Below are 23,624 nucleotides of genomic sequence, written 5' to 3' on the forward strand. Positions count from 1 at the left end.
TCTCTTGTTTTTTTGTGGTACAATAGAGCTATGAAACATTTTGATACTATTGTCATCGGTGGGGGACCTGCTGGTATGATGGCTACGATTTCCAGTAGCTTTTATGGTCAGAAAACTCTCCTCATCGAAAAAAATCGGAAACTTGGAAAAAAATTAGCTGGGACTGGTGGAGGACGTTGCAATGTAACCAACAACGGAACTCTAGATGACCTACTAGCTGGAATCCCTGGAAATGGGCGCTTTCTCTACAGTGTCTTCTCCCAATTTGATAACCATGATATCATTAACTTTTTTACAGAAAATGGGGTTAAACTTAAGGTCGAAGACCACGGCCGCGTCTTTCCTGCTAGTGACAAGTCTCGTACCATTATCGAGGCCTTGGAAAAGAAAATCACTGAGCTAGGTGGCCAAGTTGTTACTCAAACCGAAATTGTTTCGGTTAAAAAGGTAGAAAATCAGTTTGTCCTTAAGTCCGCAGACCAAAGCTTCACTTGTGATAAACTCATTGTCACAACTGGTGGGAAATCCTATCCTTCCACTGGTTCGACAGGTTTTGGTCATGAGATTGCCCGTCATTTTAAGCATACCATTACCGAGCTTGAGGCAGCTGAGAGCCCATTGTTGACAGATTTTCCACACAAGGCCTTGCAGGGGATTTCGCTGGATGATGTGACTCTAAGTTATGGCAAGCATATCATCACTCACGATCTGCTCTTTACCCACTTTGGTTTGTCTGGTCCTGCCGCCCTACGTATGTCTAGCTTTATTAAGGGTGGAGAAGTCCTTTCACTGGATGTTCTACCTCAACTTTCTGAAAAGGACTTGGCTGCATTTCTAGAAGAAAATCGGGAAAAATCCTTGAAAAATGCTTTAAAAACTTTGCTTCCAGAACGCTTGGCTGAATTTTTTGTGCAAGGCTATCCTGAAAAAGTCAAACAACTGACTGAAAAAGAACGCGAGCAACTTCTCCAGTCTATCAAGGGACTTAAAATTCCTGTAATTGGTAAAATGTCTCTTGCTAAGTCATTTGTTACAAAGGGTGGTGTCAGTCTTAAGGAAATCAACCCTAAAACCCTTGAAAGTAAGCTGGTACCTGGTCTCCACTTTGCTGGTGAGGTACTAGATATCAATGCCCACACGGGTGGCTTTAACATCACTTCTGCCCTCTGCACCGGCTGGGTGGCGGGATCAAATTCATTCTAAATATACATTACTCAATGGAACAATACACCCCAAAAGAAAGGAAGTCCTTTGGAACATATTATCTTGTTAAGGGGAGTTACTCCTAATGGAAAAAATGCTATCCCTAAAATGTCTTATCTAGTAGATATCTTGACAGAAGCTGGTTTTCAACAAGTTCGAACCTATATTCAAAGTGGAAATATTATTCTTGAAAGTAACTTAGCTCTCGAAAAAATACGAGAACAGGTTCATACTCTAATAAAGGAAAAGATTGGAGCCGATCTCAAAATAATCATTAAGAATAAGGATATTTTTAAAAACATTGTCCAAGAAAATCCGTTTGGAGAACACTATCTTTATGACCGTGTACACGTGATTTTTTATCAAGAACCTATTCAAAGTCTCCCTTTAGAAAAATTAAAAATGGATTACGGCGAAGAAGAAATTTGTGTCGGTAATCACTGTCTCTACCTCTATCTCCCTAGAACTGCAAAACAAAAAAAGCTCAATACTAACTATCTTGAAAAACTTTTCAATGTAGATTTGACCATGCGAAAACTAAATGTAGTAGAAAAATTATTAAGCAAGTAGTGCTTGAATTTAGTAAAAATCGGAAGAATACTCCTCCGATTTTATTTTGTCTGAGTTTGGACATAGTGGGCAATCACATCTGATGTGTACTGGGCTGTTCCAGGTCCAAATTTGTCAATGTTTTCCTTAAACTCTGGGTTATAAACGTAGCCTTTACCGATATAACCAAATACCTCAATAGAGCAGTCAAATCCATAAGTACGAATAGCTTGCAAGAGTTTGGTTGCTTCTTCTTGATTTTCTGTTGCTGTTACAGGCAGTCCAGCTTGAAGATTTTGTGCCAAAGCTTGAAAAACTTGGTTGAAGGCAGCCGTAGCTTCGTCTTCGTGACCTTTCTGGCGCTCCAGCGCTTGGTCCATCACCTCTTGTCCATATTTCTCTACCGCCTCTTGGTGGTATTTTTGATGGTCTTGGTAGTTAAATCCAGCAAATTTCTCTTGAATACTCATTTCTCTTTCTCCTTTTTGTTCTTGAATGGTTTTCTGCAAGGTGGAAATCAAGGTATCCAGATGTTCCCTTTCTTGAGTCAAATAGTCCAACTGTCTGGTCAGATGGGGCAATAAATCTGTCCTTTCTTCCTTTAATAGCTCTGCTATTTTTTCTAAAGAAAAACCTAGATATTTATAATACAGAATAACCTGAAGTCGCTCCAAATCCTCTTGGCTATAGGTTCGATAGCCGTTTTCCGACTTTAAAGGAACCAAAAGTCCTATCTTATCGTAGTGGTGCAGGGTCTTGACAGAGACACCCGAAAGCTGGGCAGCTTCTTTTATATGGTACATGATTTCCTCCTTACAATAATAGTATACCCCCTCCCCTTAGGTCAGAGTCAAGCGTTTTTGCGAAATTTTTTTACTTTATCATAACATGAAAATGGTTTTCTTGACAGACCTTAGAAAACATGATAGGATAGTCAAGTCTATCAATCAAAAGAAAGGCTCATTTTGAGTACTTATGAGGCTATTTGCCAAGGGCAGTAGCTTTTTCTTTTGTAATACTAATTTTAGGAGTTTAACTATGTCTGAAAAATCGCAATGGGGTTCTAAACTGGGCTTTATCCTAGCATCTGCTGGTTCAGCCATCGGACTTGGAGCCGTTTGGAAATTTCCTTATATGACTGCTGCTAACGGTGGAGGAGGCTTTTTACTAGTCTTTCTCATCTCCACTATTCTAATTGGTTTCCCTCTTTTGCTAGCTGAATTTGCACTCGGACGAAGTGCTGGTGTCTCTGGGATTAAAACCTTTGGAAAACTAGGAAAGAATAGTAAGTACAACTTTATCGGTTGGATTGGTGCCTTTGCCCTCTTTATACTCTTATCTTTCTATAGTGTTATTGGAGGATGGATTTTAGTCTATCTAGGCATTGAGTTTGGAAAATTGTTCCAACTTGGTGGAACGGGTGATTATGCCCAGCTATTTACTTCAATCATTTCAAACCCAGCCATTGCCCTCGGAGCTCAAGCAGCCTTTATCTTATTGAATATCTTTATTGTATCACGTGGGGTTCAAAAAGGGATTGAAAGAGCTTCTAAGGTCATGATGCCCCTGCTCTTTATCATCTTTGTTGTCATCATTGGGCGCTCTCTCAGTTTGCCAAATGCCATGGAAGGGGTTCTTTACTTCCTCAAACCAGACTTCTCTAAGCTGACAAGTGCTGGTCTCCTCTATGCTCTGGGACAATCTTTCTTTGCCCTCTCACTAGGGGTTACAGCCATGCTTACCTATGCTTCTTATTTGGATAAGAAAACAAATCTAGTCCAGTCAGGAATTTCTATCGTAGCAATGAACATCTCGGTGTCCATCATGGCAGGTCTAGCCATTTTTCCTGCTATGTCAGCCTTCAATATCCAGTCTGAAGGGGGACCAAGCTTGCTATTTATCGTCTTGCCTCAGCTCTTTGACAAGATGCCTTTTGGAACCATTTTCTACATCCTCTTCCTCCTGCTCTTCCTCTTTGCGACGGTCACTTCTTCCGTTGTTATGCTGGAAATCAATGTGGGTAATATCACCAATCAGGACAACAGTAAGCGTGCTAAATGGAGTGCTATTTTAGGAATCTTGACCTTTGTCTTTGGAATTCCTTCAGCCCTATCTTACGGTGTTATGGCGGATGTTCATATCTTTGGGAAGACCTTCTTTGATGCTATGGACTTCTTGGTTTCTAATCTCCTCATGCCATTTGGTGCTCTCTGCCTTTCACTCTTTACAGGCTATATCTTTAAAAAGGCTCTTGCAATGGAGGAACTTCATCTCGATGAAAAAGCATGGAAACAGGGACTGTTCCAAATCTGGCTCTTCCTTCTTCGTTTTATCATTCCTATCATCATCATCGTGGTCTTTATCGCCCAATTTATGTAATCAAAAAGGACTTGAGTAATGAACTCAGGCCCTTTCTTTTTTATGGATGACTAACAATCAATTCCAAACCTTGCCCTTCCAGAATCCAAGCTTCAACATCACTTGGTAGGATAAAGTGGCTGCCTTTTTGGATTGGATAGTTTTTTCCGTCAACAGTTAGCTGACCTTGACCAGCTAAGACACTGAATAAGGTGTAATCAGCTGTCTTCTCAAAATCAACTTTTCCAGTGATTTCCCACTTGTAAACTACAAAGAAATCATTAGATACAAGGAGAGTGGAACGCAAATCATCTGCTTTAACAGTTACAGGACGGCTATTGGCAGGCTCTCCAATGTTCAAAACATCGATAGATTTTTCAAGGTGAAGTTCACGCAAGTTGCCATTATCATCCTTACGGTCAAAGTCATAGACGCGGTAAGTTGTATCACTAGACTGTTGGGTTTCAAGAATCAAGATGCCTGCCCCGATAGCATGCATGGTGCCACTTGGCACATAGAAGAAATCTCCAGCCTTAACAGGAACTTTTGTCAGCAAGTCCTCCCAGTTTTTATCCTCGATTTGCTGGCGGAGTTCTTCTTTTGACTTAGCATTGTGACCGTAGATAATCTCTGAACCTTCATCCGCTGCGATAATGTACCAGCATTCTGTTTTTCCAAGTTCGCCTTCATGCTCCAGTCCATAAGCATCATCTGGGTGAACTTGGACGCTGAGCCAGTCGTTGGCATCCAGAATCTTAGTCAAAAGCGGAAATACAGGTTCTGGACGATTGCCAAACAATTCACGGTGTTCTGCATACAAAGTAGCTAGGTCTGTTCCCTCGTAACGACCATTGGAAACTTTAGAGACTCCATTTGGATGAGCTGAGATGGCCCAGTATTCTCCGATTTTTTCACTTGGGATGTCGTAGCCAAACTCATCACGTAGCTTGGTTCCACCCCAGATTTTTTCTTGCATAACTGATTGTAAAAATAATGGTTCTGACATCTTATTCTCCTGTCTGATTTTTCTCCCCTCATTATAGCAAAAAAAGAGTTCCAGTTGAACTCTTTTTCCTATTATATAAAGTAGAGAGAAGATTTTATAAAAATAGTGAACAAATGTGCTCTACTCAATACTTGCACCATTGCTGGCAATGACATCCTTGTACCAGTAGAAGGATTTCTTCTTGCTCCGTTTGAGACTTCCTTGACTCGCATTATCTCGATCCACATAGATAAAGCCATAGCGCTTGTTCATTTCGCCCGTTCCAGCTGAAACCAAATCGATACATCCCCAAGTCGTATAACCGAGCAAGTCAACCCCATCTTGGTAAATGGCATCTCGCATAGCCTTGATGTGGGCCTCTAAATAAGCAATTCGATAGTCATCCGCTACATAGCCATTTTCATCTGGCGTGTCTATAACACCGAGTCCATTTTCTACGATGAACATAGGTTTTTGGTAACGATCCCAGATGGCATTGAGGGTGATACGAAGTCCCAATGGGTCAATCTGCCAACCCCATTCAGAGGATTCCAGATAAGGATTTTTGATAGAGGCAAAGACATTTCCAGCGGTCATATTCCTCACTTCTGGATCCCCTGAGGCCACTCGGCTCGCATAGTAAGAGAAGGAAACAAAGTCAACAGTATGATTCTTCAACAAGTCCAAATCCTCTAACGTCATTTGAATCTTAATTCCCTCACGCTCCCACTGCTTCTTTGCGTAATTTGGGTATTCCCCACGCGCTTGAACATCAATGAAGAAGTAACTCTTGCGGTCTTCCTCCATGGCTGCCCAGTAGTCTCTTGGATGGGCTGTGTTAGGATAGTATTGCCCTGCAGCCAACATACATCCCACCTTATTTTCTGGGTCAATTTCGTGGGCAATCTTTGTCGCAAGAGCTGAAGCTACCAACTCATAGTGTGCAGCCTGATATTTAACCAGTTCTTGATTTTCTCCTTCTTCAAAACAGAGCCCAGCTCCCATAAAGGGGGCATGGAGAATCATGTTGATTTCGTTGAAGGTAAGCCAATATTTGACCAAACCCTTATAGCGGGTAAAGAGTGTGCGACAAAGTTTTTCATAGAAGTCTAACATCCGACGATTGCGCCAACCACCGTACTCTGTAATCAAGTGCATAGGACAGTCGAAATGAGTGATAGTCACCAGAGGTTGGATACCATACTTGTGGCACTCCTTAAATAAATCCTCATAAAAGGCTAGACCAGCTTCATTTGGCACTGTTTCGTCGCCCTTAGGAAAAATCCGAGTCCAAGCAATGGATAGACGATAAGTCTTAAAGCCCATTTCCGCAAAAAGGGCAATATCTTCCTTGTAATGATGGTACATATCAATAGCTTGCTTGGCTGGGTAAAAATAGCCCTCCTCAAACGAAAACATCTTTTTCTGACCTGTGATAATGGCTTCACGATCTGGACCGATGGGGACGACATCCACATTCGCCAATCCACGACCTTCTAAATTATAAGCACCCTCACACTGGTTGGCAGCTGTCGCTCCGCCCCACAAGAAACCATCCGGAAAAGTCAGTTTTTCGGTCATAACTCTACTCACTTTCTTATTTGCTTGTTCATTTACTTATATTATAACTTATTCTGTAAACCTTTTCTTATAAAATACTGTGACATACTGATACTATTCTACTATTTAAGTTTATCAGATTGTTTTTTAAAAAATTATCCTCTAGAAAAAGTAAATAGCCTCCCCTGAAACAAAAAAGAAGACTGAAAACTAGTCTCCTCTGTTCCTTTTAAATCAAAGCTGTAATAACCGTCACTAGGCCAAAAATAATACCTGGTGCATTAGCTGCTGCAAGGGGGATATCTCTTTCTTTTTTGAAAAGACCGTAGTAAACCCAGAGACTACAGTTGATGGCAGCAACCAAGGGCTGGATGAAATTTCCTTTTTGACCAGCCAGATTGTTCATGATTTGTGGGAAGTAAGACACATACATCATAACAGACATAAAGGTCGCTACCCAACCTAAAATTTTCATTTGTTTTTCAGACATTTTCAAAACCTCTTTCATTTTTACTGAATCTTATTTTAAAATATTCTTTCAAAACAATCAAGTCTTTAAAACTTTTGTTATAAAGATATAAACTATCACAATCTTGTTATAAGAAAGAGGGAACAGAAAAAAGACCGAATTGCTCCGTTCTGTTTACTCAATCAAATATTAGAAAATGAATACTCCTTTTCAATGAATCGATTGATTGATGGTAAATAAGCCGTTAGAAATTATTGACAGTATCGAAATTTTCTAGTAAAATGAATTTTGTTAATACCTAAATGGTGTGTAGTTTTCTATCAACATAGTCAGGAGAAAAGGAACTTATGCTAAAAAAATTTAATGAATTGTCACTGAAAGATAAGGCTTATCTAATTGGCGGTTTGAGCTTATTAGTCATTGTGATCTCATTTGGTCTACTCAATCGTCAAACAGTAACTGTCAGTCTTGTCTTTACACAACTATCTGCTCCCTTGATTTTGGTGATTTTTACTTGTCTAGTAATCGGGATCATTGCTGGTAGTGCTATTGGTATTAGCTATCACCATAACAAGACTCAAGATCTGAGAAGCCGCATTGCTGAAGCAGAAGCGACTATCAATATAAAAGACAGGGAGCTTGTCCAGTACGAGGAACAGGTGCAACAATTAAAACAGGAAGCCAAACAATAAGTGTAGAAATCATAACCACCCGTGAAAACGGGTGGTTTTTTGTCTCGCACCTAACGGAGCGAGACGGACTGAAAGTCGCATAAATACAAAAAAGATCGAATTGCTCCGATCTTTTTAAGTTTCACTCCAAGAATGTTTAGATAAAAAATTTGATAATAGAATTACCTACTTCATACGATAAAAATCAATCGCTAGACCAGCAGGCCCTTTAACTAATAAGGACTCTGTTCCCCAATCGGTTACAGTTGGTCCGTTTAAAACCTGGATACCAAGTTCTTTCAACCGTTGGTAATTCTGGTCTACATCCTCAACCTCGATATGAAGAATGATTCCTGACTGAAAATCTTCCAAAGGAATCAAATGATTTTGGGACAACATCAGACAGTGACTGCCAATCGTAAACTGAGCAAAACTGTCATCAACATAATCGGGCTTTTTATCCAAAATACGCTCCAAGTCAGCACAGACTTGGGGAACATCTGAAACGATAATATCTAATTGATTTAAATTCATTTACTATCCTCCATAAAAAGACCGGATTGCTCCGATCTTTTTAAGTTTCGCTCTAAGAAAATCAAAGAATAAACAAGGCATCGAACCGCAGGCAGTACTGAAGTACGGCAAGGTGAAGATAACACAGTTTAAATTTGATTTTCGACGAGAGGAATTATTTAATTGCGCGTGATTGCAAACCTTCTTCTTCCAAGAAGAGGCGGAATGGTACGAGTTCTTCTGCTTCGTATTTTTCCTTGAAGGCTTTGATTGCTTCTTCTGAGTGAAGTTTTGGATCCAATTCAAGTACTTCTACTGGAAGTGGACGGTGTGGAGTGATGCGAGCATCGATAACAACAGTTTTACCTTCTTTGTTGAGTTTAACAGCTTCTGCAACAACTGCATCGATGTCTTCGATACGGTCAACTGTAAATCCAACAGCTCCTTGAGCTTCAGCGATTTTCGCATAGTCAGCATTAGGGAAGTCACAACCAAACAAGTGTTTGTTTGTGTCTTCGTATTTGTCCTTGATGAAGGCATATTTACCATTTGAGAAGACAACGTTGATAACTGGAAGGTCGTATTGAACGTTTGTGATAACGTCTGGGTAGCACATGTTGAATGCACCGTCACCCATGATGTTCCATACTTGGCGATCTGGATTGTCTTTCTTAGCAGCGATACCACCAGGAAGGGCAATACCCATTGTCGCAAAGAGTGGAGATGTACGCCACATGTTCTTAGGTGTCATGTGAAGGTGACGAGTAGATGTTTGAGTAGTGTCACCTACGTCGATTGAATAGATAGCGTCTTGATCAGCATGTTTGTTGATTGCATTGTAAACTTGATACAATTGCAATTCACCCTCAGTTTTACCTTCGAGTTTGTTTATGTAATCACGCCAGTTTTGGTTATTCTTAACATTTGCACGCCACCATGGAGTAGATTCAACTGGATTCACTTTGTCAAGGATTGCTTTCGCTGCTTGACCTGCATCACCAAGGATTGAAGCGTCTAGGGCATGACGTTTACCAAGTTTGTAAGGGTCGATATCGACTTGGATGAATTTTTCAGTATTCTTGAATGCTTCGTAAACTTCAGCAAATGGGAAGTTTGAACCAAGGAAAAGAACTGTGTCTGCTTCAAAGACCACTTCGTTGGCTGGTTTCCAACCAACACGGTAAGCAGAACCTGTCAAACCTTCATAGTTCCATTCGAAAGCTTCAAAGTTTTTACCAGTTGTGATGATTGGTGCTTTGATTTTACGTGACAATTCAGTAATCACTTCACCAGCTTTCACACCACCGTAACCAGCATAGATAACTGGACGTTCAGCATTGTTCAAGATTTCAACAGCTTTGTCGATTTCAACTTCGTTCAAAGCAGGAGCGATGAATGAACGTTCGTATGAACCTGAACCGTAGTATGAGTTTTCGTCGATTTCTTGGAAACCGAAGTTTACTGGGATTTCAACAACAGCTGGACCTTTTTTAGAAACTGCAGCACGGCAAGCTTCGTCAATTACTTTTGGCAATTGCTCAGCGTAAGCTACACGTTTGTTGTATACAGCGATACCGTTGTACATTGGGTTTTGGTTCAATTCTTGGAAAGCATCCATGTTGAGTTCGTTAACTGGACGTGATCCAAGGATTGCTAGGAATGGAGTGTTATCCATAGCTGCATCGTAAACACCGTTAATCAAGTGAGTCGCACCTGGACCACCTGAACCAACTGCAACCCCGATTGAGCCGCCAAATTTAGCTTGCATAACCGCTGCAAGAGCACCTGTTTCTTCGTGGCGAACTTGCAAGAAACGGATATCTTTGTCTTCAGCCAAAGCATCCATCAATGAGCTGAGTGTTCCTGATGGGATACCGTAGATTGTGTCTACGCCCCATGTTTTCAATACATTAAGCATTGCTGCAGATGCAGTAATTTTCCCTTGAGTCATAATGATAACTCTCCTTCAAATATTTTTAAATCTACTAAAAAAAGTTTCATATAGTTTTTGAAAACGTTTCAGTAAATTTTTACAATACTAATTTATCACATTTATTTTGACTTTACTAAGAATCTGCTCAGAAGTTTTTATTCTCTATTACAGTACAGTTTGAAAACGTTTTTAGCTTCTGTTTTATAATACTCAATGAAAATCACAGAGCAAACTAGGAAGCTCGCCACAGATTGCTCAAAGCACAGCTTTGAGGTTGCAGACAAAGCTGACGTGGTTGGAAGAGATTTTTGAAGAGTATAAAAAGCGAGCAAGCCCGCTTTTAGTCTATTTTACTAAAGTTTAGTAAGAGTGAACTGGTCAGAACGGATACAGAACTAAAGGCCATGGCTAGACCTGCCAGTTCTGGGTTGAGAGCCAGTCCAACACCTGAAAAGACTCCTGCTGCAATCGGAATTCCGGCGACATTGTAGATAAAGGCCCAGAAAAGATTGAGCAGAATTCGATTAAAGGTTTTCTTACTCATGTCAAAAGCACGAACCACTCCTAGGAGGTTATTAGTTGTCAACACCAAATCTGCTGACTCGATGGCAATATCTGTTCCAGCTCCCATAGCAATCCCCACATCTGCTACACTAAGGGCAGGAGCGTCATTGATACCATCCCCAACAAAGGCTACTTTGCCAGACGCTTGTAGTTTATGGATTTCATGAGCTTTTTCCTCTGGCAAGACACCTGCAATGACCTCTTCGATTCCGATCTGATCGGCAATGGCACGCGCCACACCAGCATTATCTCCTGTCAGCATGACTGTTTTAAGACCTCGTTTTTTCAACTGACTGATGGCAAGCTTGGCATTTTCCTTAGGAATATCTTGCAGAGCAAGCAAGCCTTTGATTTCATTGTCCACAGCCAAGAAAACAACTGTCTTAGCTTCTTTTTCTAGTTCTTCTAGTTTTTCTTGATAAGTTCTAGAAATATCCATGCCATCCAGCATTTTAGCATTTCCAAGCAAAACTTGTTTTCCATTGATTTGCCCTGAGACACCTTTCCCGTGCAAGGCTTGGAAATTTTCAACAGTTTGAAACTCAAGTCCAGCTTCACTCGCTCGTTTCACAACGGCTTCAGCCAGTGGGTGTTGAGAAGCTTCTTCCAAGGAAGCTGCCAATCCAAGCACTTCTACTTCGTCTCCAATGATATCTGTGACCACAGGTTTCCCTTCAGTCAAAGTCCCGGTCTTATCAAAGACGATAGTTTGAACTTTCTGGATTTCCTGTAGAACCGTTCCATTTTTGAGGAGAACTCCCATCTTGGCACTGCGACCTGTCCCCACCATAAGGGCTGTCGGTGTTGCAAGTCCCAATGCACAAGGGCAGGCGATAATCAAAACCGCCACTCCGTAGAGAAGAGAGGACACAAAGCTAGCTCCAAGCACGACCACACTATCCCTGAGCAAGACGAACCAAACCCAAAAGGTCACAATCCCTAAAATGACAACTGCTGGGACAAAAATTCCTGAAATCTTATCCGTCAAGTCCTGAATCGGCGCACGACTGGTTTGAGCTTTCTTCACAAAATCCACAATCTGAGCCAAAACAGTCTCTGAACCAACTTTTTCTGCTCTAAAAACAAGTGTTCCACTATTATTGATGGTTGAACCAATGACGGTATCTCCAACTGTCTTGTCCACAGGCAGACTCTCACCTGTCACCATAGACTCATCAATACTAGAGATACCTTCTACTACGACACCATCAACCGCAATCTTTTCACCGGGACGCACTCGAATCAGGTCACCTACCTTGACTTGCTCCAAAGGGACTTGAACATAGTTATCCTCACGCAAGACTTCTGCAGTTTTAGCCTGCAAGTCAAGTAATTTCTCCACAGCTTGGGAAGTATTTTTCCGCATTTTCTCCTCAAAAACGGCTCCCATAAGAACGAAGAAGAAGATAAAGGCAGCACTTTCAAAGTAAACGGGGAGACCAGCGAAGAGGGCAACTAAGCTATAGAAATAGGCCACTAGGGTTCCCAGAGCAACCAAGGTATCCATGTTGGCATTGTGCTTTTTAAAACTAGCCCAAGCACTTTGGATATAAGGACCACCTGCTACTAGCATAATCGGTGTTGTGGCTAAAAAGGTTCCCCAACGCATGACTTGGTGACTAATTCCTCCTGTCGACATCCCAATCATGAGGATCACAAGAGGCACAGTAAAGATACTAGTAATCCAAAAACGCTGTAAAAGTGATAGAGATTTTCGAGTCTTCTCAACAACTGTATAACTTCCCTTTTGCATCTTCATACCACAAGAAAATTCATGTTGACCTAATTCTTGAGGTGTAAAACGAATGACTTTCTCTTCGTCTACGCCGATTGGTTCTAAGATGCCTTCTTCTTCAAAAAGAATTTCCTTATAACAGTTTGAAGGAGTAGTACGATGAAAGGTAATCTCAGCTGGAATCCCTTTTTGAAGCTGTATATGAGCTGGATGGTAGCCTTTGTCTGCCGTGATACGGATTTTTTGAACACCATTTTCAAGACTTGCTTTTACAATTTCAGTCATATCATTCTCCTATTCTACAATCATCTTACCGTGCATCATATTCATGCCACAAGAGAAACCATACTCTCCAGCCTGCTCAGGCGTGATTTCCACTATATACTCTTCCCCCATAGGCAGGTCCGCATGTACACCAAAATCTGGAAAAACAATTTGGTCCAGACAGGGTGAAGGGTCCTTGCGGTCAAAGACAATGCGGGCTGGCACTGATTTCTTGAGGATAATCAACTCAGGCGTATAGCCACCCATGACCTCCACTCGAATCTCTTGGTAGCCGTTTTTTTGCTGGGCTTTTTGTCCAGATTTTTCAGGCTTTTTGAAAAACCAAAACAAGATAAAGGCGATAAGGGCAATACAAACAATGGTTACAATGCTATTTAACATGACGTCTCCTTTACATACAATTACATTTTACTTCTGTTACAGCGCTTGATTTCTTCTTAGAAATCACTTCTTCCAAGCCTTCCAAGTCAGCCAGAGTAAAATCACATTCAGCAATCAAATCAGCCAACAAGTTCTTAACCCTACGAGAACAAACCTTGTCCTTGATATCTTGGACAAGTAAATCCCGACTTTGGTCCAAAGTTAAAAGGGCTGAATAGACAAAGGACTTGCCTTCTTTTTTCCGAGTCAGACACTCTTTCTCAACCAAACGAGCCAAAAGAGTCTGAATAGTCGACTTGGACCAGTCGAACCGCTCCGCCAGAACCCTGATCAAATCCGTACTAGTCTGCTCTCCTTGCATCCAAATAATCTTCATGACCTGCCATTCTGCATCTGAAATCTGCATCATCACACCTCCAAAATCTACATTTGTCAATTACAATTATTAGTATACTCAGAAAATCTACATTTGTCAACTATGAAATTCAAATCTTTCTCTTTTTTTAAAATCTTTATTTCAAAAGTGTTTATACTCAATAAAAATCAAAGTGCAAACTAGGAAGCTAGCCGCAGGCTGTTCAAAGCACTGCCTTGAGGTTTCAGTCACATATATACTCCAAGGGGTTTGAAGAGATTTTCGAAGAGTATAAAACACAAGCAAAAACCTCCACACTTAGTGGAGGCAAGCTGTTTTATCAATACAATTTTAAGTCACGTGGGTCAACTGGGAAGGTTGGGTTGTATGGGTTGTGACGGAGTTTGAAGTGTTTGACATCTTCAATAGTCTGAGTTCCAGATAACTGCATAACTGTCTTCAATTCCGCATTCAAGTGCTCAAAGACTTGACGCACACCAACACTACCACCGAGAGCCAAGCCATAGATAACCGGGCGACCAATAGCTACCAAGTCTGCTCCTGAAGCCAAGGCTTTAAAGACGTGTTGACCACGACGAATACCTGAGTCAAAGACAATTGGCACGCGTTTATCAACTGCTTCAGCTACTTCTTGAAGTGAGTCAAAGGCAGCTGGTCCACCGTCGATTTGACGGCCACCATGGTTGGTTACCCAGATACCAGATGCTCCCGCAGCAAGCGAACGTTCAACATCCTCACGGCATTGTGGTCCCTTGACATAAACAGGAAGTCCTGAGTATTCAGCGATGAATTCTACATCACGTGGAGACAAGCGTTGTTTAGCTGATTTGTAAACAAAGTCCATTGATTTACCAGCACCTTCTGGCAGATATTCTTCAACAATCGGCATGCCAACTGGGAAGACAAAACCATTGCGCTTGTCCACCTCACGATTGCCCCCTACAGTAGCATCTGCCGTCAAGACAATCGCTTTGTAGCCTTCAGCCTTCACACGGTCCATAATGTGGCGGTTAATGCCATCATCCTTACTAAAGTAAAATTGGAACCAATGAGGCGTCCCTTGAAGGGCTTCCGTAATTTCTGGAAGGTCAACAGTAGAGTAAGAGCTCGTTGTATAGAGGGAACCAAACTCATGAACACCACGCGCAGTCGCCACTTCCCCCTGTTCATTTGCTAATTTATGAGCCGCAACAGGCGCCATAATGATTGGTGAAGACAATTTTTCACCTGCAAATTCAATCTCTGTACTTGGATTTTCTACATTGCAAAGTGTATGAGGAACGATGAGTTTGTGGTTAAAGGCACGAATATTCTCACGTAAAGTGAAAGTATCTTCCGCCCCACTAGCGATATAGCCAAATGCTGCTTTAGGAATAACTTGTTGCGCCATTGGCTCCAAATCATAGGTATTAATGAAATCTACATGACCTTCTGCATTGCTTGTTTTGTATGACATAAAATGTCCTCCTTGATAAGTAAGCGTTTACTTTGTATATTACAAAAATATCTTAACTCTTTTTTCAAAATTTTTCAAATATTTTGTTTGGAAATTTCAGAAATTTTATGTCTATGATAAAAAATCCTTATAAGGGCAATAAAAAATAGATATTATCCAAAGGAGATTTTAAGTGCTACAATAACTGTATTATTTCTAGATGGGAGGTTCTATTTTTGGATTGGTCCATTGTTGAACAATATCTACCACTATATCAAAAGGCATTTCTTCTGACCTTGCATATTGCAGTTTGGGGGATTCTGGGATCCTTTCTGCTCGGCTTAATCGTTAGTATCATCCGACACTATCAAATCCCTGTTTTGGCGCAAGTAGCGACAGCCTATATTGAATTGTCACGCAATACGCCCCTTTTGATTCAACTCTTCTTTCTCTACTTCGGTCTTCCTAGAGTAGGGATTGTCCTATCTTCAGAAGTCTGTGCCACTTTAGGACTGGTCTTTTTAGGAGGCTCCTATATGGCAGAATCTTTCCGAAGTGGCCTGGAAGCCGTCAGTCAAACCCAGCAGGAGATTGGATTGGCCATTGGTCTGACACCTCTACAGGTCTTTCGCTATGTGGTTCTTCCGCAAGCAACAGCGGTGGCACTCCCCTCTTTTAGTGCCAATGTCATTTTCCTGATCAAGGAAACCTCTGTTTTCTCAGCAGTGGCTTTGGCCGATCTCATGTATGTCGCCAAGGACTTGATTGGGCTCTACTATGAGACAGACATTGCGCTAGCTATGTTGGTAGTTGCTTATCTGATCATGCTGCTACCCATCTCACTGGTCTTTAGCTGGATAGAAAGGAGGCTCCGCCATGCAGGATTCGGGAATCCAAGTACTCTTTCAGGGAAATAATCTCTTGAGAATCTTACAGGGATTGGGCGTTACGATTGGGATATCCATCCTTTCTGTCCTCTTATCCATGATGTTCGGAACAGTCATGGGAATCATCATGACCTCTCATTCTAGAATCATACGATTTTTAACACGATTGTATCTGGAATTTATCCGTATCATGCCCCAGCTGGTGCTACTTTTCATCGTTTACTTTGGCTTGGCTCGAAACTTTAATATCAATATCTCAGGCGAGACTTCTGCTATTATCGTTTTTACCCTCTGGGGAACAGCTGAAATGGGGGACTTGGTCCGTGGAGCCATCACTTCCCTCCCTAAGCATCAGTTTGAAAGTGGACAGGCGCTAGGTTTGACCAATGTTCAACTTTACTACCACATCATCATCCCACAGGTTTTGAGAAGACTGCTACCTCAGGCCATTAACCTTGTCACTCGGATGATTAAAACCACTTCCTTGGTTGTCTTGATTGGGGTTGTTGAGGTTACTAAGGTTGGGCAACAAATCATCGACAGCAATCGCCTGACCATCCCAACCGCTTCCTTCTGGATTTATGGAACCATTCTAGTCTTGTATTTCGCAATCTGCTTCCCTATTTCCAAACTATCCACTCACTTAGAAAAACATTGGAGGAACTAAATGTCTGAAACTATCTTAGAAATCAAGGAACTAAAAAAATCCTTCGGAGACAATCCCATCCTCCAAGGACTATCCCTAGATATCAAAAAAGGGGAAGTTGTAGTCATCCTAGGGCCATCTGGTTGTGGAAAAAGTACCCTGCTTCGTTGCCTCAATGGCTTAGAAAGTATTCAAGGTGGAGATATCCTGCTGGATGGTCAGTCCATCGTTGAAAATAAAAAAGACTTTCACCTAGTTCGACAAAAGATTGGCATGGTCTTTCAAAGTTATGAACTCTTTCCCCATCTGGATGTCCTACAAAACCTCATCCTAGGCCCTATCAAGGCTCAGGGAAGAGACAAGAAGGAAGTAACGGAAGAAGCTCTGCAACTACTGGAGCGTGTTGGTTTACTGGACAAACAACATAGCTTTGCTCGTCAATTATCTGGTGGACAGAAGCAACGGGTTGCAATTGTCCGTGCCCTCCTCATGCATCCAGAAATCATCCTTTTTGACGAAGTGACTGCTTCGCTGGATCCAGAAATGGTGCGTGAGGTTCTGGAACTGATCAATGACTTGGCTCAAGAAGGTCGCACCATGATTTTAGTAACCCATGAAATGCAGTTTGCTCAAGCAATTGCCGATCGGATTATCTTCCTCGACCAAGGGAAAATTGCTGAAGAAGGAACAGCTCAAGCCTTCTTTACCAATCCGCAAACCAAACGAGCTCAGGAATTTTTAAACGTCTTTGACTTTAGCCAATTTGGCTCATATCTATAAAGGAGATTCTTATGAAACTACTCAAACCACTCTTAACTGTTTTAGCACTTGCCTTTGCCCTTATCTTTGTCACAGCTTGTAGCTCAGGTGGAAATGGTGGTGCATCGTCAGGTAAAACCACTGCCAAGGCTCGCACAATCGATGAAATCAAAAAAAGCGGTGAACTACGAATCGCCGTATTTGGAGACAAGAAACCGTTTGGCTACGTTGACAATGACGGTTCTTACCAAGGTTACGATATCGAACTTGGGAATCAACTGGCCCAAGACCTTGGTGTCAAGGTCAAATACGTTTCAGTCGATGCTGCAAATCGTGCGGAATACTTGATTTCAAACAAGGTGGATATTACCCTTGCCAACTTTACAGTAACTGACGAACGTAAGAAACAAGTTGATTTTGCCCTTCCATACATGAAAGTTTCTCTGGGTGTCGTATCACCTAAGACTGGTCTCATTACTGACGTCAAACAACTTGAAGGTAAAACCTTGATTGTCACAAAAGGAACGACTGCTGAAACTTATTTTGAAAAAAATCATCCAGAAGTAAAACTCCAAAAATACGACCAATACAGTGACTCTTACCAAGCCCTTCTTGACGGACGTGGAGATGCCTTTTCAACTGACAATACGGAAGTCCTAGCTTGGGCACTTGAAAATAAAGGATTTGAAGTAGGAATTACTTCCCTCGGTGATCCAGATACCATCGCAGCAGCAGTTCAAAAAGGCAACCAAGAATTGCTAGACTTCATCAATAAAGATATTGAAAAATTAGGTAAGGAAAACTTCTTCCACAAGGCTTATGAAAAAACACTCCACCCAACCTACGGTGACGCTGCTAAAGCAGATGATCTAGTTGTTGAAGGCGGAAAAGTTGACTAATACTCTTCGAAAATCAATTCAAACCGCGTCAGCTTTATCTACAACCTCAAAGCCGTGCTTTGAGCAACCTGCGGCTAGATTCCTAATTTGCTCTTTGATTTTCATTGAGTATCAGATCCAATAACATCACAAAAAGAAATCAGGTAATCCTAGTGACTACCTGATTTTCTATGTTTTAGGCATTTTGCCAATTTTCTTGGTCTTCTTTAAAGCGTTTTAGAAGGTCCAAGCCTTCTGGCGTAATGTAGCCTTCTTCTTGGGCTAGATGGATAAGCTCACTGTAGTTTGAAAGCGTCACAAGTTTGACACCTGCATCTGCAAAGTTTTTGTCTGCTTTTGGCAATTGGTAGCTGAAAATCGCTACAACTCCAAGCACATCTGCTCCTTCTCGCTTAGCTGCTGCAACAGCTTCAAGAACAGAACCACCAGTTGAAATGAGATCTTCAACCACTACCATCTTTTGTCCCTGAGCCACGCGGCCTTCGATTTGGTTACCAGCTCCGTGGTCTTTTGGTCTGCTACGGATGTAGGCAAATGGCAAGTTCATCTTGTCAGCAATAATAGCTCCGTGCGGAATCCCTGCTGTTGCAGTCCCTGCAATCACTTCTACCTCTGGAAAGGCTTCTTTGATAGCATCCACAAAACCATTTTCAATGAGAGTACGAGTTTCTGGATAGGCTAATGTCACACGATTATCAGTATAAATCGGTGACTTGATACCAGATGCCCAAGTGAAAGGCTCCTCTGGTTTGAGGTAAACGGCTTGAATTTTCAAGAGGTGGCTAGCAATATCTTTAGCAAGTGTCATGGTATTCTCCTTTTATTTTTCTAATCTAGTTCTTTAATTCCAGTCCTGTGTCCATTCATCCTTGATGGCATGATAAGCTGCAACAGGATCCTCAGCTTGGGTAATGGGACGTCCCACTACGATATAGTCACTACCGATTTGATAAGCATCCGCTGGCGTCATCACGCGTTTTTGATCTCCAACAGCTGCTCCCTGAGGACGAATGCCCGGTGTCAGACAGATAAACTCTGGATTGGTAGCCTGCTTGATGAGTTGCACTTCCTGAGCTGAGCAAACAACACCATCTAATCCGGCTTCAGCTGTCTTCTTAGCATAATGAATCACAGACTCCTGCAGACTGGTTTGAATATTTTGAAAATCCTGCATCTGAGCTTCTGATGTTGATGTAAGCTGCGTTACAGCGATCAATTTGGCTTGACTTCCAAGACCTTCACGCGCAGCCTTCATCATCTCTACACCGCCAGCAGCATGAACATTGGTCATATCCACACCAAGCTGAGATAAGACCTTCATAGCTGATTTGACTGTATTGGGAATGTCATGCAACTTGAGATCCAAAAAGACACTGTGACCCAGATCTTTCAAGTAAGACACAATCTCAGGCCCCGTTGCGTAATAAAGCTCCATCCCTACCTTAAGATAAAGGCTTTCTTCTGCTGGAAAAAGAGCTAAGAATTCCTTGACCGCCTCAAAACTAGGAAAATCAAGAGCAATGACTGGACGATGTTCTCGCATAGGTTTCTCCTTTTACCTTTGCTAGTGAGAGAGTCTGGCCACAAGAAGCCACGAAAAAAGGAACCTGCCAACAGCAAGGTTCCACGAAAAATGGGTAGTCTCCACCCTTTCACCGTCTAACCTTAGCTGCCTCTCTGGACTGCTTTAAAGGTTTTTTACTATTCTATTATTTCTATCAGCACTTGTCAAGTAAAAACATGGTTACTAAAGAACGATAAGAGAAAAGGTAAACCTAGCGACGCGGTGAACGCTGGGTCGTTTGGTTTCGATTGCTCTGTTCCTCTTGTTTTTTCTGTTCTTCTAAACGTTTACGTTCTTCTTCCTGTTTCTTCTCAGCTTCTTCGGCCTCTTTTTTGGCTTTTTCTTCTGCTTCCATAATTAATTTATCCGCTACAGTGTAGCTGTAGATTCCAGCTTCCATATCGACCACACTCGGTTCTGACAATTGAGGCTTAATCTTGCTGTAATAAGGCAGTTTCTTACTCATTTCAGAAAGGGGAACCAAGACTTCGTCCGAATCATTCATGGTCAATCGAATTAAATCGGAAGTTACCTTGCTTGGGGCTAATTCCACCTTTTGGATATCCGCCTTGAGTTCTGGGCTAATTTGAGCAAGTTCTGACGTAAAGGTTTTGATTTGTTCGCTATCATTAAAGAGAACTGATAAATAAGTTTCTGGTAGACTGACCAAACTTACCGCACTGGTCTCAAGCTGACCGCTTGAAAGAATTGGATAATGACTTTCTCCAGAAACATAGTAGGCAACAATATCATATTCCTTGATCTTGATAGTGAACTTGGTTGGAAATTGATAGACAAGCTGAGCTGATTCCACCCAATAGTTAGACTTGATCCGCTCTTCATATTTTGCCTTGTCTAGCAGAAGGTTAATCGTATAATCCGTATCCTGAATGCCTGAAGCTTGTCGAATATCATCAGCCGTAGTTTGCACCGTTCCCTCAACACGGATATCCTTCATGGTCGCATAAGGACTGAGTAAGTAGGCAGAGACAATCAATAAAAGCAGACTTGGAAATAAAATCGTTAAGGCTCGTAAGATATGAAGGCCAGGAATCTTTGCTTTGGCTGGTTTTTCTTTTGTAGCCTTTTTAGCAAGCTTTTTATCCTGTTCCTCGTCCTCTTTAGACCCTGATTCTTCTTTCTCTTCTTCCTCTTTGTCACCCTCTGAGGATGCTACTTTTTCTTCAGACTCTTCCTTAGCTGATTCTTCATCTTCCCGGTCTGTTTCACTCTCCTGATCCTGCTTGTCCTCTGACTTCTCAGATTCTTCTCCCATTCGAGCTTGTCTTTCCTTTTCCTTCTCCTCAGCTAGGGCTGCCTCTTCTTCAGCCTTCTTTTTTAGGTATTCTTGGTTTCGTTTCTGCCATTCTGATAACTCTTTCAATTCTTCGAGGATTTCTTTGCCCTCATTTTTCTTATCTTTTGACATTTACTTTCCTTATGATAAATCTTTTTTCAATAGTTTATAAAAATCTGCTAGAGATTTCAATTCCTTAGAAGCCTTCATCTTAGCTTGGTAATCTTCCTTGTGACTTAGTAAGTGAGAAAGCTTCTCTTCTAAACTGTCCAAGGTCAAATCGCTTTCTTGAAGCTCTTCTGCATAGCCTTTTTTTACAAAGTAGGCTGCATTTTCAATCTGGTCTCCACGACTAGCTTCACGACCAAGTGGCACAATGACATGTAATTTTGCCATGGCCAAGAGCTCAAAAATCGTATTGGCACCACCTCGTGTCACAACAATATCAGCCAATTCCATCAAGGGTTGATAGAGATTGGTCACATAGTCAACACGAAAAAGATTTTGGCTCAACTCGTTCAGGCTAGAGTCTCCAGTTAGATTGATAATATTGTAGCGCTCGGTTAGCTCTTTCTTATGGTCTGTCACCAATTGGTTAAAGACACGAGCACCTGCTGAACCGCCAACAAACAATACAGTTGGCAATTGGGGATTAAAGTGGGTTTGAATATCTACCAATTCATCGGGTTCTGGAGTGTTTTGGTCTGAAACCTTGGTCACTGCTCCCACATGCTCGACCTTAAACAAACTCGAAGCTTGCTCAAAGGTTGAATACATCTTCGTCGCAAATTTATAAGCGATTTTATTGGCCAAGCCCATGGACAGGTCAGATTCGTGAATAAAGACAGGCACTCCTGACACACGCGCTGCGATAACAGGCGGTACTGAGACAAAGCCTCCCTTTGAAAAAAGAGCCTGTGGACGAAGTCGCAACATGATAAAGAGCGATTGGACAATTCCCCAGCCAACTTTAAATACATCCAGCATATTTTGCCAAGAGAAATAACGACGCAATTTTCCAGTCGCAATGGAATGGAAGGTGACATCTAGACCCGACTTGAGGATCTCTTGGTGTTCGATACCACGCTTATCCCCGATATAGTGAACTTCCCAACCATCTTCGATGAACTTGGGCATCAACAAAAGATTGAGGGTCACGTGTCCAACCGTCCCCCCACCTGTAAAGACAATTTTTTTCATATTATTCCTTTAACTCCGCTACTGTGTCGATAAAGAGGTCGCCACGTACTTCAAAGTTAGCATACATATCCCAGCTAGCATTGGCAGGACTGAGAAGAACTACGTCTCCTTGAGTCGCAAGTTCATAGGCCTTGCGGGTCGCATCTGCAATATCAGTCGCATCCACATATGCCACACCAGCCTTATCTGCTGCCCGTTTGACACGTTCTGCAGACTGACCGAGAATGACCATCTTCTTGAGTCCAGTAATATCTGGAACCAGTTCGTCAAACTCATTACCACGGTCCAAACCACCTGCAATCAAAATGACCTTGCTGTTGTCAAATCCTGACAAGGCTTTTTGAGTAGCCAAGATATTGGTTGACTTGCTATCGTTATAGAATTTGATCCCTTTGATTTCATCCACAAATTGGAGACGGTGTTTGACACCACCAAATGCTGAAAGAGTTTCTTTGATGGTTTGGTTATCCACACCACGAAGCTTGGCTACAGCAATCGTCGCAAGGGCATTTTCCACATTGTGGCTACCTGGAACTCCGATTTCGCTAGCTGCCATGACCACTTCTCCACGGAAGTAGAGTTGACCATCTTCCAGATAAGCTCCATCAACCTTTTCCTGTGTTGAGAATGGTACAACTGTAGCTTGTGTTTTAGTGGCCAATTCTTTTGCCAAGTCTTGGTTAAAGTTCAAGACAAGGAAATCAGCCGCTGTCATCTTGTTCTGGATATTCCACTTGGCTGCTACATATTCCTCAAAAGAACCATGATAATCGATATGAGTTGGCATGAGGTTGGTAATAACTGCAATCTCAGGATGGAATTCTTGGACGCCCATCAGTTGGAAAGAAGAAAGTTCCATGACAAGCGTGTCCTTATCTGTCGCAGTTTGAGCCACTTGACTGGCTGGATAGCCGATATTCCCTGATAAGAGACCATGTTGGCCAGCAGCAGTCAAAACTTCCCCAATCATAGTCGTTGTGGTTGTTTTTCCATTTGAACCTGTGATACCGATAATGGGCGCTTCTGAAATCAAATAAGCCAATTCCACCTCAGTCAAGACTGGAATACCCTTTGCGAAAGCCTTTTCAATCATGGGATTGCTGTAAGGTATACCTGGATTTTTCACCATGAGGGCAAAGTCTTCATCCAAGAGTTCCAAAGGATGACCACCTGTGATAACCTTGATCCCTTCTTCCAACAAACTTTGCGCAGCTGGATTGTCCTCGAATGGTTTCCCGTCATTTACTGTCACAATAGCACCTAGTTTATCCAACAAACGAGCTGCAGATTCACCAGACTTGGCCAAACCTAAAACAAGGACTTTCTTATTTTTAAACTGATCTATTACTTTCATG

General features: G+C 41.9%; 23 protein-coding genes. 8 read left to right on the forward strand and 15 right to left on the reverse strand.

Features of this window, described 5'->3' with window-relative positions; translation table 11 throughout:
- Window positions 1-30: 30 nt before the first annotated feature.
- Window positions 31-1,203 carry an aminoacetone oxidase gene (aao, locus tag N8L90_RS04680; protein ID WP_261024378.1) on the forward strand — a complete coding sequence of 391 codons (1,173 nt, stop codon included), beginning with the start codon at window positions 31-33 and terminating at the stop codon, window positions 1,201-1,203.
- Between the two features lie 48 nt (window positions 1,204-1,251).
- Complete coding sequence (locus N8L90_RS04685) at window positions 1,252-1,773, forward strand: DUF1697 domain-containing protein (protein WP_261024379.1); 522 nt, start codon at window positions 1,252-1,254, stop codon at window positions 1,771-1,773.
- A 41-nt stretch (window positions 1,774-1,814) separates the two neighbouring features.
- Here N8L90_RS04685 and N8L90_RS04690 read toward each other — a convergent pair whose 3' ends face one another.
- Window positions 1,815-2,555: a MerR family transcriptional regulator gene (locus tag N8L90_RS04690; RefSeq protein ID WP_261024380.1), complete on the reverse strand. Its 741-nt coding sequence runs from the start codon at window positions 2,553-2,555 to the stop codon at window positions 1,815-1,817.
- 235 nt (window positions 2,556-2,790) lie between these two features.
- Between N8L90_RS04690 and N8L90_RS04695 the strand changes: the two genes are divergently transcribed.
- On the forward strand, window positions 2,791-4,131 hold the full coding sequence (locus tag N8L90_RS04695) for a sodium-dependent transporter (RefSeq protein WP_261024382.1): 1,341 nt from the start codon (window positions 2,791-2,793) through the stop codon (window positions 4,129-4,131).
- A gap of 40 nt (window positions 4,132-4,171) precedes the next feature.
- Here N8L90_RS04695 and manA read toward each other — a convergent pair whose 3' ends face one another.
- The 3 genes from manA to N8L90_RS04710 form a co-directional block, all read right to left on the reverse strand.
- On the reverse strand, window positions 4,172-5,116 hold the full coding sequence (gene manA, locus N8L90_RS04700; protein ID WP_001294313.1) for a mannose-6-phosphate isomerase, class I: 945 nt from the start codon (window positions 5,114-5,116) through the stop codon (window positions 4,172-4,174).
- A gap of 120 nt (window positions 5,117-5,236) precedes the next feature.
- On the reverse strand, window positions 5,237-6,676 hold the full coding sequence (locus tag N8L90_RS04705; protein ID WP_049487062.1) for a 6-phospho-beta-glucosidase: 1,440 nt from the start codon (window positions 6,674-6,676) through the stop codon (window positions 5,237-5,239).
- A 208-nt stretch (window positions 6,677-6,884) separates the two neighbouring features.
- Window positions 6,885-7,145, reverse strand: coding sequence for a SemiSWEET family transporter (locus N8L90_RS04710; RefSeq protein WP_001291472.1), 261 nt, complete (start codon window positions 7,143-7,145; stop codon window positions 6,885-6,887).
- A gap of 326 nt (window positions 7,146-7,471) precedes the next feature.
- On the opposite strand from N8L90_RS04710, the gene N8L90_RS04715 reads away from it, so the two are divergent.
- A complete protein-coding gene (locus N8L90_RS04715) occupies window positions 7,472-7,816 on the forward strand; it encodes a lipopolysaccharide assembly protein LapA domain-containing protein (RefSeq protein ID WP_000913393.1) in 345 nt (114 codons plus the stop codon).
- A gap of 165 nt (window positions 7,817-7,981) precedes the next feature.
- Here N8L90_RS04715 and N8L90_RS04720 read toward each other — a convergent pair whose 3' ends face one another.
- The 6 genes from N8L90_RS04720 to lctO form a co-directional block, all read right to left on the reverse strand.
- Window positions 7,982-8,329 (reverse strand): VOC family protein, encoded by a 348-nt coding sequence (locus N8L90_RS04720; RefSeq protein WP_261024384.1) that lies wholly within the window; start codon window positions 8,327-8,329, stop codon window positions 7,982-7,984.
- Between the two features lie 154 nt (window positions 8,330-8,483).
- Window positions 8,484-10,259, reverse strand: a complete 1,776-nt coding sequence (gene spxB / locus N8L90_RS04725) for a pyruvate oxidase (RefSeq protein ID WP_261024385.1) — start codon at window positions 10,257-10,259, stop codon at window positions 8,484-8,486.
- 322 nt (window positions 10,260-10,581) lie between these two features.
- Window positions 10,582-12,825, reverse strand: coding sequence for a heavy metal translocating P-type ATPase (locus N8L90_RS04730; protein WP_261024386.1), 2,244 nt, complete (start codon window positions 12,823-12,825; stop codon window positions 10,582-10,584).
- Window positions 12,826-12,834: 9 nt separating this feature from the next.
- On the reverse strand, window positions 12,835-13,206 hold the full coding sequence (locus tag N8L90_RS04735) for a cupredoxin domain-containing protein (RefSeq protein WP_261024388.1): 372 nt from the start codon (window positions 13,204-13,206) through the stop codon (window positions 12,835-12,837).
- Window positions 13,207-13,216: 10 nt separating this feature from the next.
- Complete coding sequence (locus N8L90_RS04740) at window positions 13,217-13,612, reverse strand: CopY/TcrY family copper transport repressor (RefSeq protein WP_261024438.1); 396 nt, start codon at window positions 13,610-13,612, stop codon at window positions 13,217-13,219.
- Window positions 13,613-13,901: 289 nt separating this feature from the next.
- Entirely contained in the window at window positions 13,902-15,038 is a 1,137-nt protein-coding gene (lctO, locus tag N8L90_RS04745; protein ID WP_000120723.1) for an L-lactate oxidase, read from the reverse strand.
- Between the two features lie 215 nt (window positions 15,039-15,253).
- Between lctO and N8L90_RS04750 the strand changes: the two genes are divergently transcribed.
- From N8L90_RS04750 to N8L90_RS04765, 4 genes are read left to right on the forward strand one after another with little or no spacing between them, the layout of a single operon-like run.
- Complete coding sequence (locus N8L90_RS04750; RefSeq protein ID WP_261024389.1) at window positions 15,254-15,934, forward strand: amino acid ABC transporter permease; 681 nt, start codon at window positions 15,254-15,256, stop codon at window positions 15,932-15,934.
- The gene (locus N8L90_RS04755; protein WP_153192056.1) at window positions 15,894-16,571 is read left to right on the forward strand and encodes an amino acid ABC transporter permease; all 678 of its coding nucleotides are present in this window, start codon (window positions 15,894-15,896) and stop codon (window positions 16,569-16,571) included. The genes N8L90_RS04750 and N8L90_RS04755 overlap by 41 nt, the downstream gene beginning before the upstream one ends.
- Entirely contained in the window at window positions 16,572-17,330 is a 759-nt protein-coding gene (locus N8L90_RS04760) for an amino acid ABC transporter ATP-binding protein (protein ID WP_000004999.1), read from the forward strand.
- A gap of 11 nt (window positions 17,331-17,341) precedes the next feature.
- A complete protein-coding gene (locus N8L90_RS04765) occupies window positions 17,342-18,208 on the forward strand; it encodes a cysteine ABC transporter substrate-binding protein (RefSeq protein ID WP_261024391.1) in 867 nt (288 codons plus the stop codon).
- Window positions 18,209-18,383: 175 nt separating this feature from the next.
- Here the strand turns inward: N8L90_RS04765 and pyrE are convergent, their stop codons facing one another.
- The 5 genes from pyrE to murD form a co-directional block, all read right to left on the reverse strand.
- Complete coding sequence (pyrE, locus tag N8L90_RS04770; protein WP_101781317.1) at window positions 18,384-19,016, reverse strand: orotate phosphoribosyltransferase; 633 nt, start codon at window positions 19,014-19,016, stop codon at window positions 18,384-18,386.
- Window positions 19,017-19,049: 33 nt separating this feature from the next.
- A complete protein-coding gene (gene pyrF / locus N8L90_RS04775) occupies window positions 19,050-19,751 on the reverse strand; it encodes an orotidine-5'-phosphate decarboxylase (protein WP_101781318.1) in 702 nt (233 codons plus the stop codon).
- Window positions 19,752-19,983: 232 nt separating this feature from the next.
- The gene (locus N8L90_RS04780; RefSeq protein ID WP_203176469.1) at window positions 19,984-21,201 is read right to left on the reverse strand and encodes a cell division protein FtsQ/DivIB; all 1,218 of its coding nucleotides are present in this window, start codon (window positions 21,199-21,201) and stop codon (window positions 19,984-19,986) included.
- A 9-nt stretch (window positions 21,202-21,210) separates the two neighbouring features.
- Entirely contained in the window at window positions 21,211-22,269 is a 1,059-nt protein-coding gene (locus N8L90_RS04785; RefSeq protein ID WP_261024395.1) for a UDP-N-acetylglucosamine--N-acetylmuramyl-(pentapeptide) pyrophosphoryl-undecaprenol N-acetylglucosamine transferase, read from the reverse strand.
- Window position 22,270: 1 nt separating this feature from the next.
- Window positions 22,271-23,623 (reverse strand): UDP-N-acetylmuramoyl-L-alanine--D-glutamate ligase, encoded by a 1,353-nt coding sequence (gene murD, locus N8L90_RS04790; protein ID WP_261024397.1) that lies wholly within the window; start codon window positions 23,621-23,623, stop codon window positions 22,271-22,273.
- Window position 23,624 lies beyond the last annotated feature (1 nt).

It is taken from the genome of Streptococcus mitis, from assembly GCF_946190115.1.
Classification (GTDB): Bacteria; Bacillota; Bacilli; order Lactobacillales; family Streptococcaceae; genus Streptococcus; species Streptococcus mitis_CO.

Coding starts and splice junctions, on each gene's coding strand:
- aao (WP_261024378.1), top strand. CDS start 31: ATGAAACATTTTGATACTATTGTCATCGGTGGGGGACCTGCTGGTATG.
- N8L90_RS04690 (WP_261024380.1), bottom strand. CDS start 2,555: ATGTACCATATAAAAGAAGCTGCCCAGCTTTCGGGTGTCTCTGTCAAG.
- N8L90_RS04695 (WP_261024382.1), top strand. CDS start 2,791: ATGTCTGAAAAATCGCAATGGGGTTCTAAACTGGGCTTTATCCTAGCA.
- manA (WP_001294313.1), bottom strand. CDS start 5,116: ATGTCAGAACCATTATTTTTACAATCAGTTATGCAAGAAAAAATCTGG.
- N8L90_RS04705 (WP_049487062.1), bottom strand. CDS start 6,676: ATGACCGAAAAACTGACTTTTCCGGATGGTTTCTTGTGGGGCGGAGCG.
- N8L90_RS04710 (WP_001291472.1), bottom strand. CDS start 7,145: ATGTCTGAAAAACAAATGAAAATTTTAGGTTGGGTAGCGACCTTTATG.
- N8L90_RS04715 (WP_000913393.1), top strand. CDS start 7,472: ATGCTAAAAAAATTTAATGAATTGTCACTGAAAGATAAGGCTTATCTA.
- N8L90_RS04720 (WP_261024384.1), bottom strand. CDS start 8,329: ATGAATTTAAATCAATTAGATATTATCGTTTCAGATGTTCCCCAAGTC.
- spxB (WP_261024385.1), bottom strand. CDS start 10,259: ATGACTCAAGGGAAAATTACTGCATCTGCAGCAATGCTTAATGTATTG.
- N8L90_RS04730 (WP_261024386.1), bottom strand. CDS start 12,825: ATGACTGAAATTGTAAAAGCAAGTCTTGAAAATGGTGTTCAAAAAATC.
- N8L90_RS04735 (WP_261024388.1), bottom strand. CDS start 13,206: ATGTTAAATAGCATTGTAACCATTGTTTGTATTGCCCTTATCGCCTTT.
- N8L90_RS04740 (WP_261024438.1), bottom strand. CDS start 13,612: ATGCAGATTTCAGATGCAGAATGGCAGGTCATGAAGATTATTTGGATG.
- lctO (WP_000120723.1), bottom strand. CDS start 15,038: ATGTCATACAAAACAAGCAATGCAGAAGGTCATGTAGATTTCATTAAT.
- N8L90_RS04755 (WP_153192056.1), top strand. CDS start 15,894: ATGCAGGATTCGGGAATCCAAGTACTCTTTCAGGGAAATAATCTCTTG.
- N8L90_RS04760 (WP_000004999.1), top strand. CDS start 16,572: ATGTCTGAAACTATCTTAGAAATCAAGGAACTAAAAAAATCCTTCGGA.
- N8L90_RS04765 (WP_261024391.1), top strand. CDS start 17,342: ATGAAACTACTCAAACCACTCTTAACTGTTTTAGCACTTGCCTTTGCC.
- pyrE (WP_101781317.1), bottom strand. CDS start 19,016: ATGACACTTGCTAAAGATATTGCTAGCCACCTCTTGAAAATTCAAGCC.
- pyrF (WP_101781318.1), bottom strand. CDS start 19,751: ATGCGAGAACATCGTCCAGTCATTGCTCTTGATTTTCCTAGTTTTGAG.
- N8L90_RS04780 (WP_203176469.1), bottom strand. CDS start 21,201: ATGTCAAAAGATAAGAAAAATGAGGGCAAAGAAATCCTCGAAGAATTG.
- N8L90_RS04785 (WP_261024395.1), bottom strand. CDS start 22,269: ATGAAAAAAATTGTCTTTACAGGTGGGGGGACGGTTGGACACGTGACC.
- murD (WP_261024397.1), bottom strand. CDS start 23,623: ATGAAAGTAATAGATCAGTTTAAAAATAAGAAAGTCCTTGTTTTAGGT.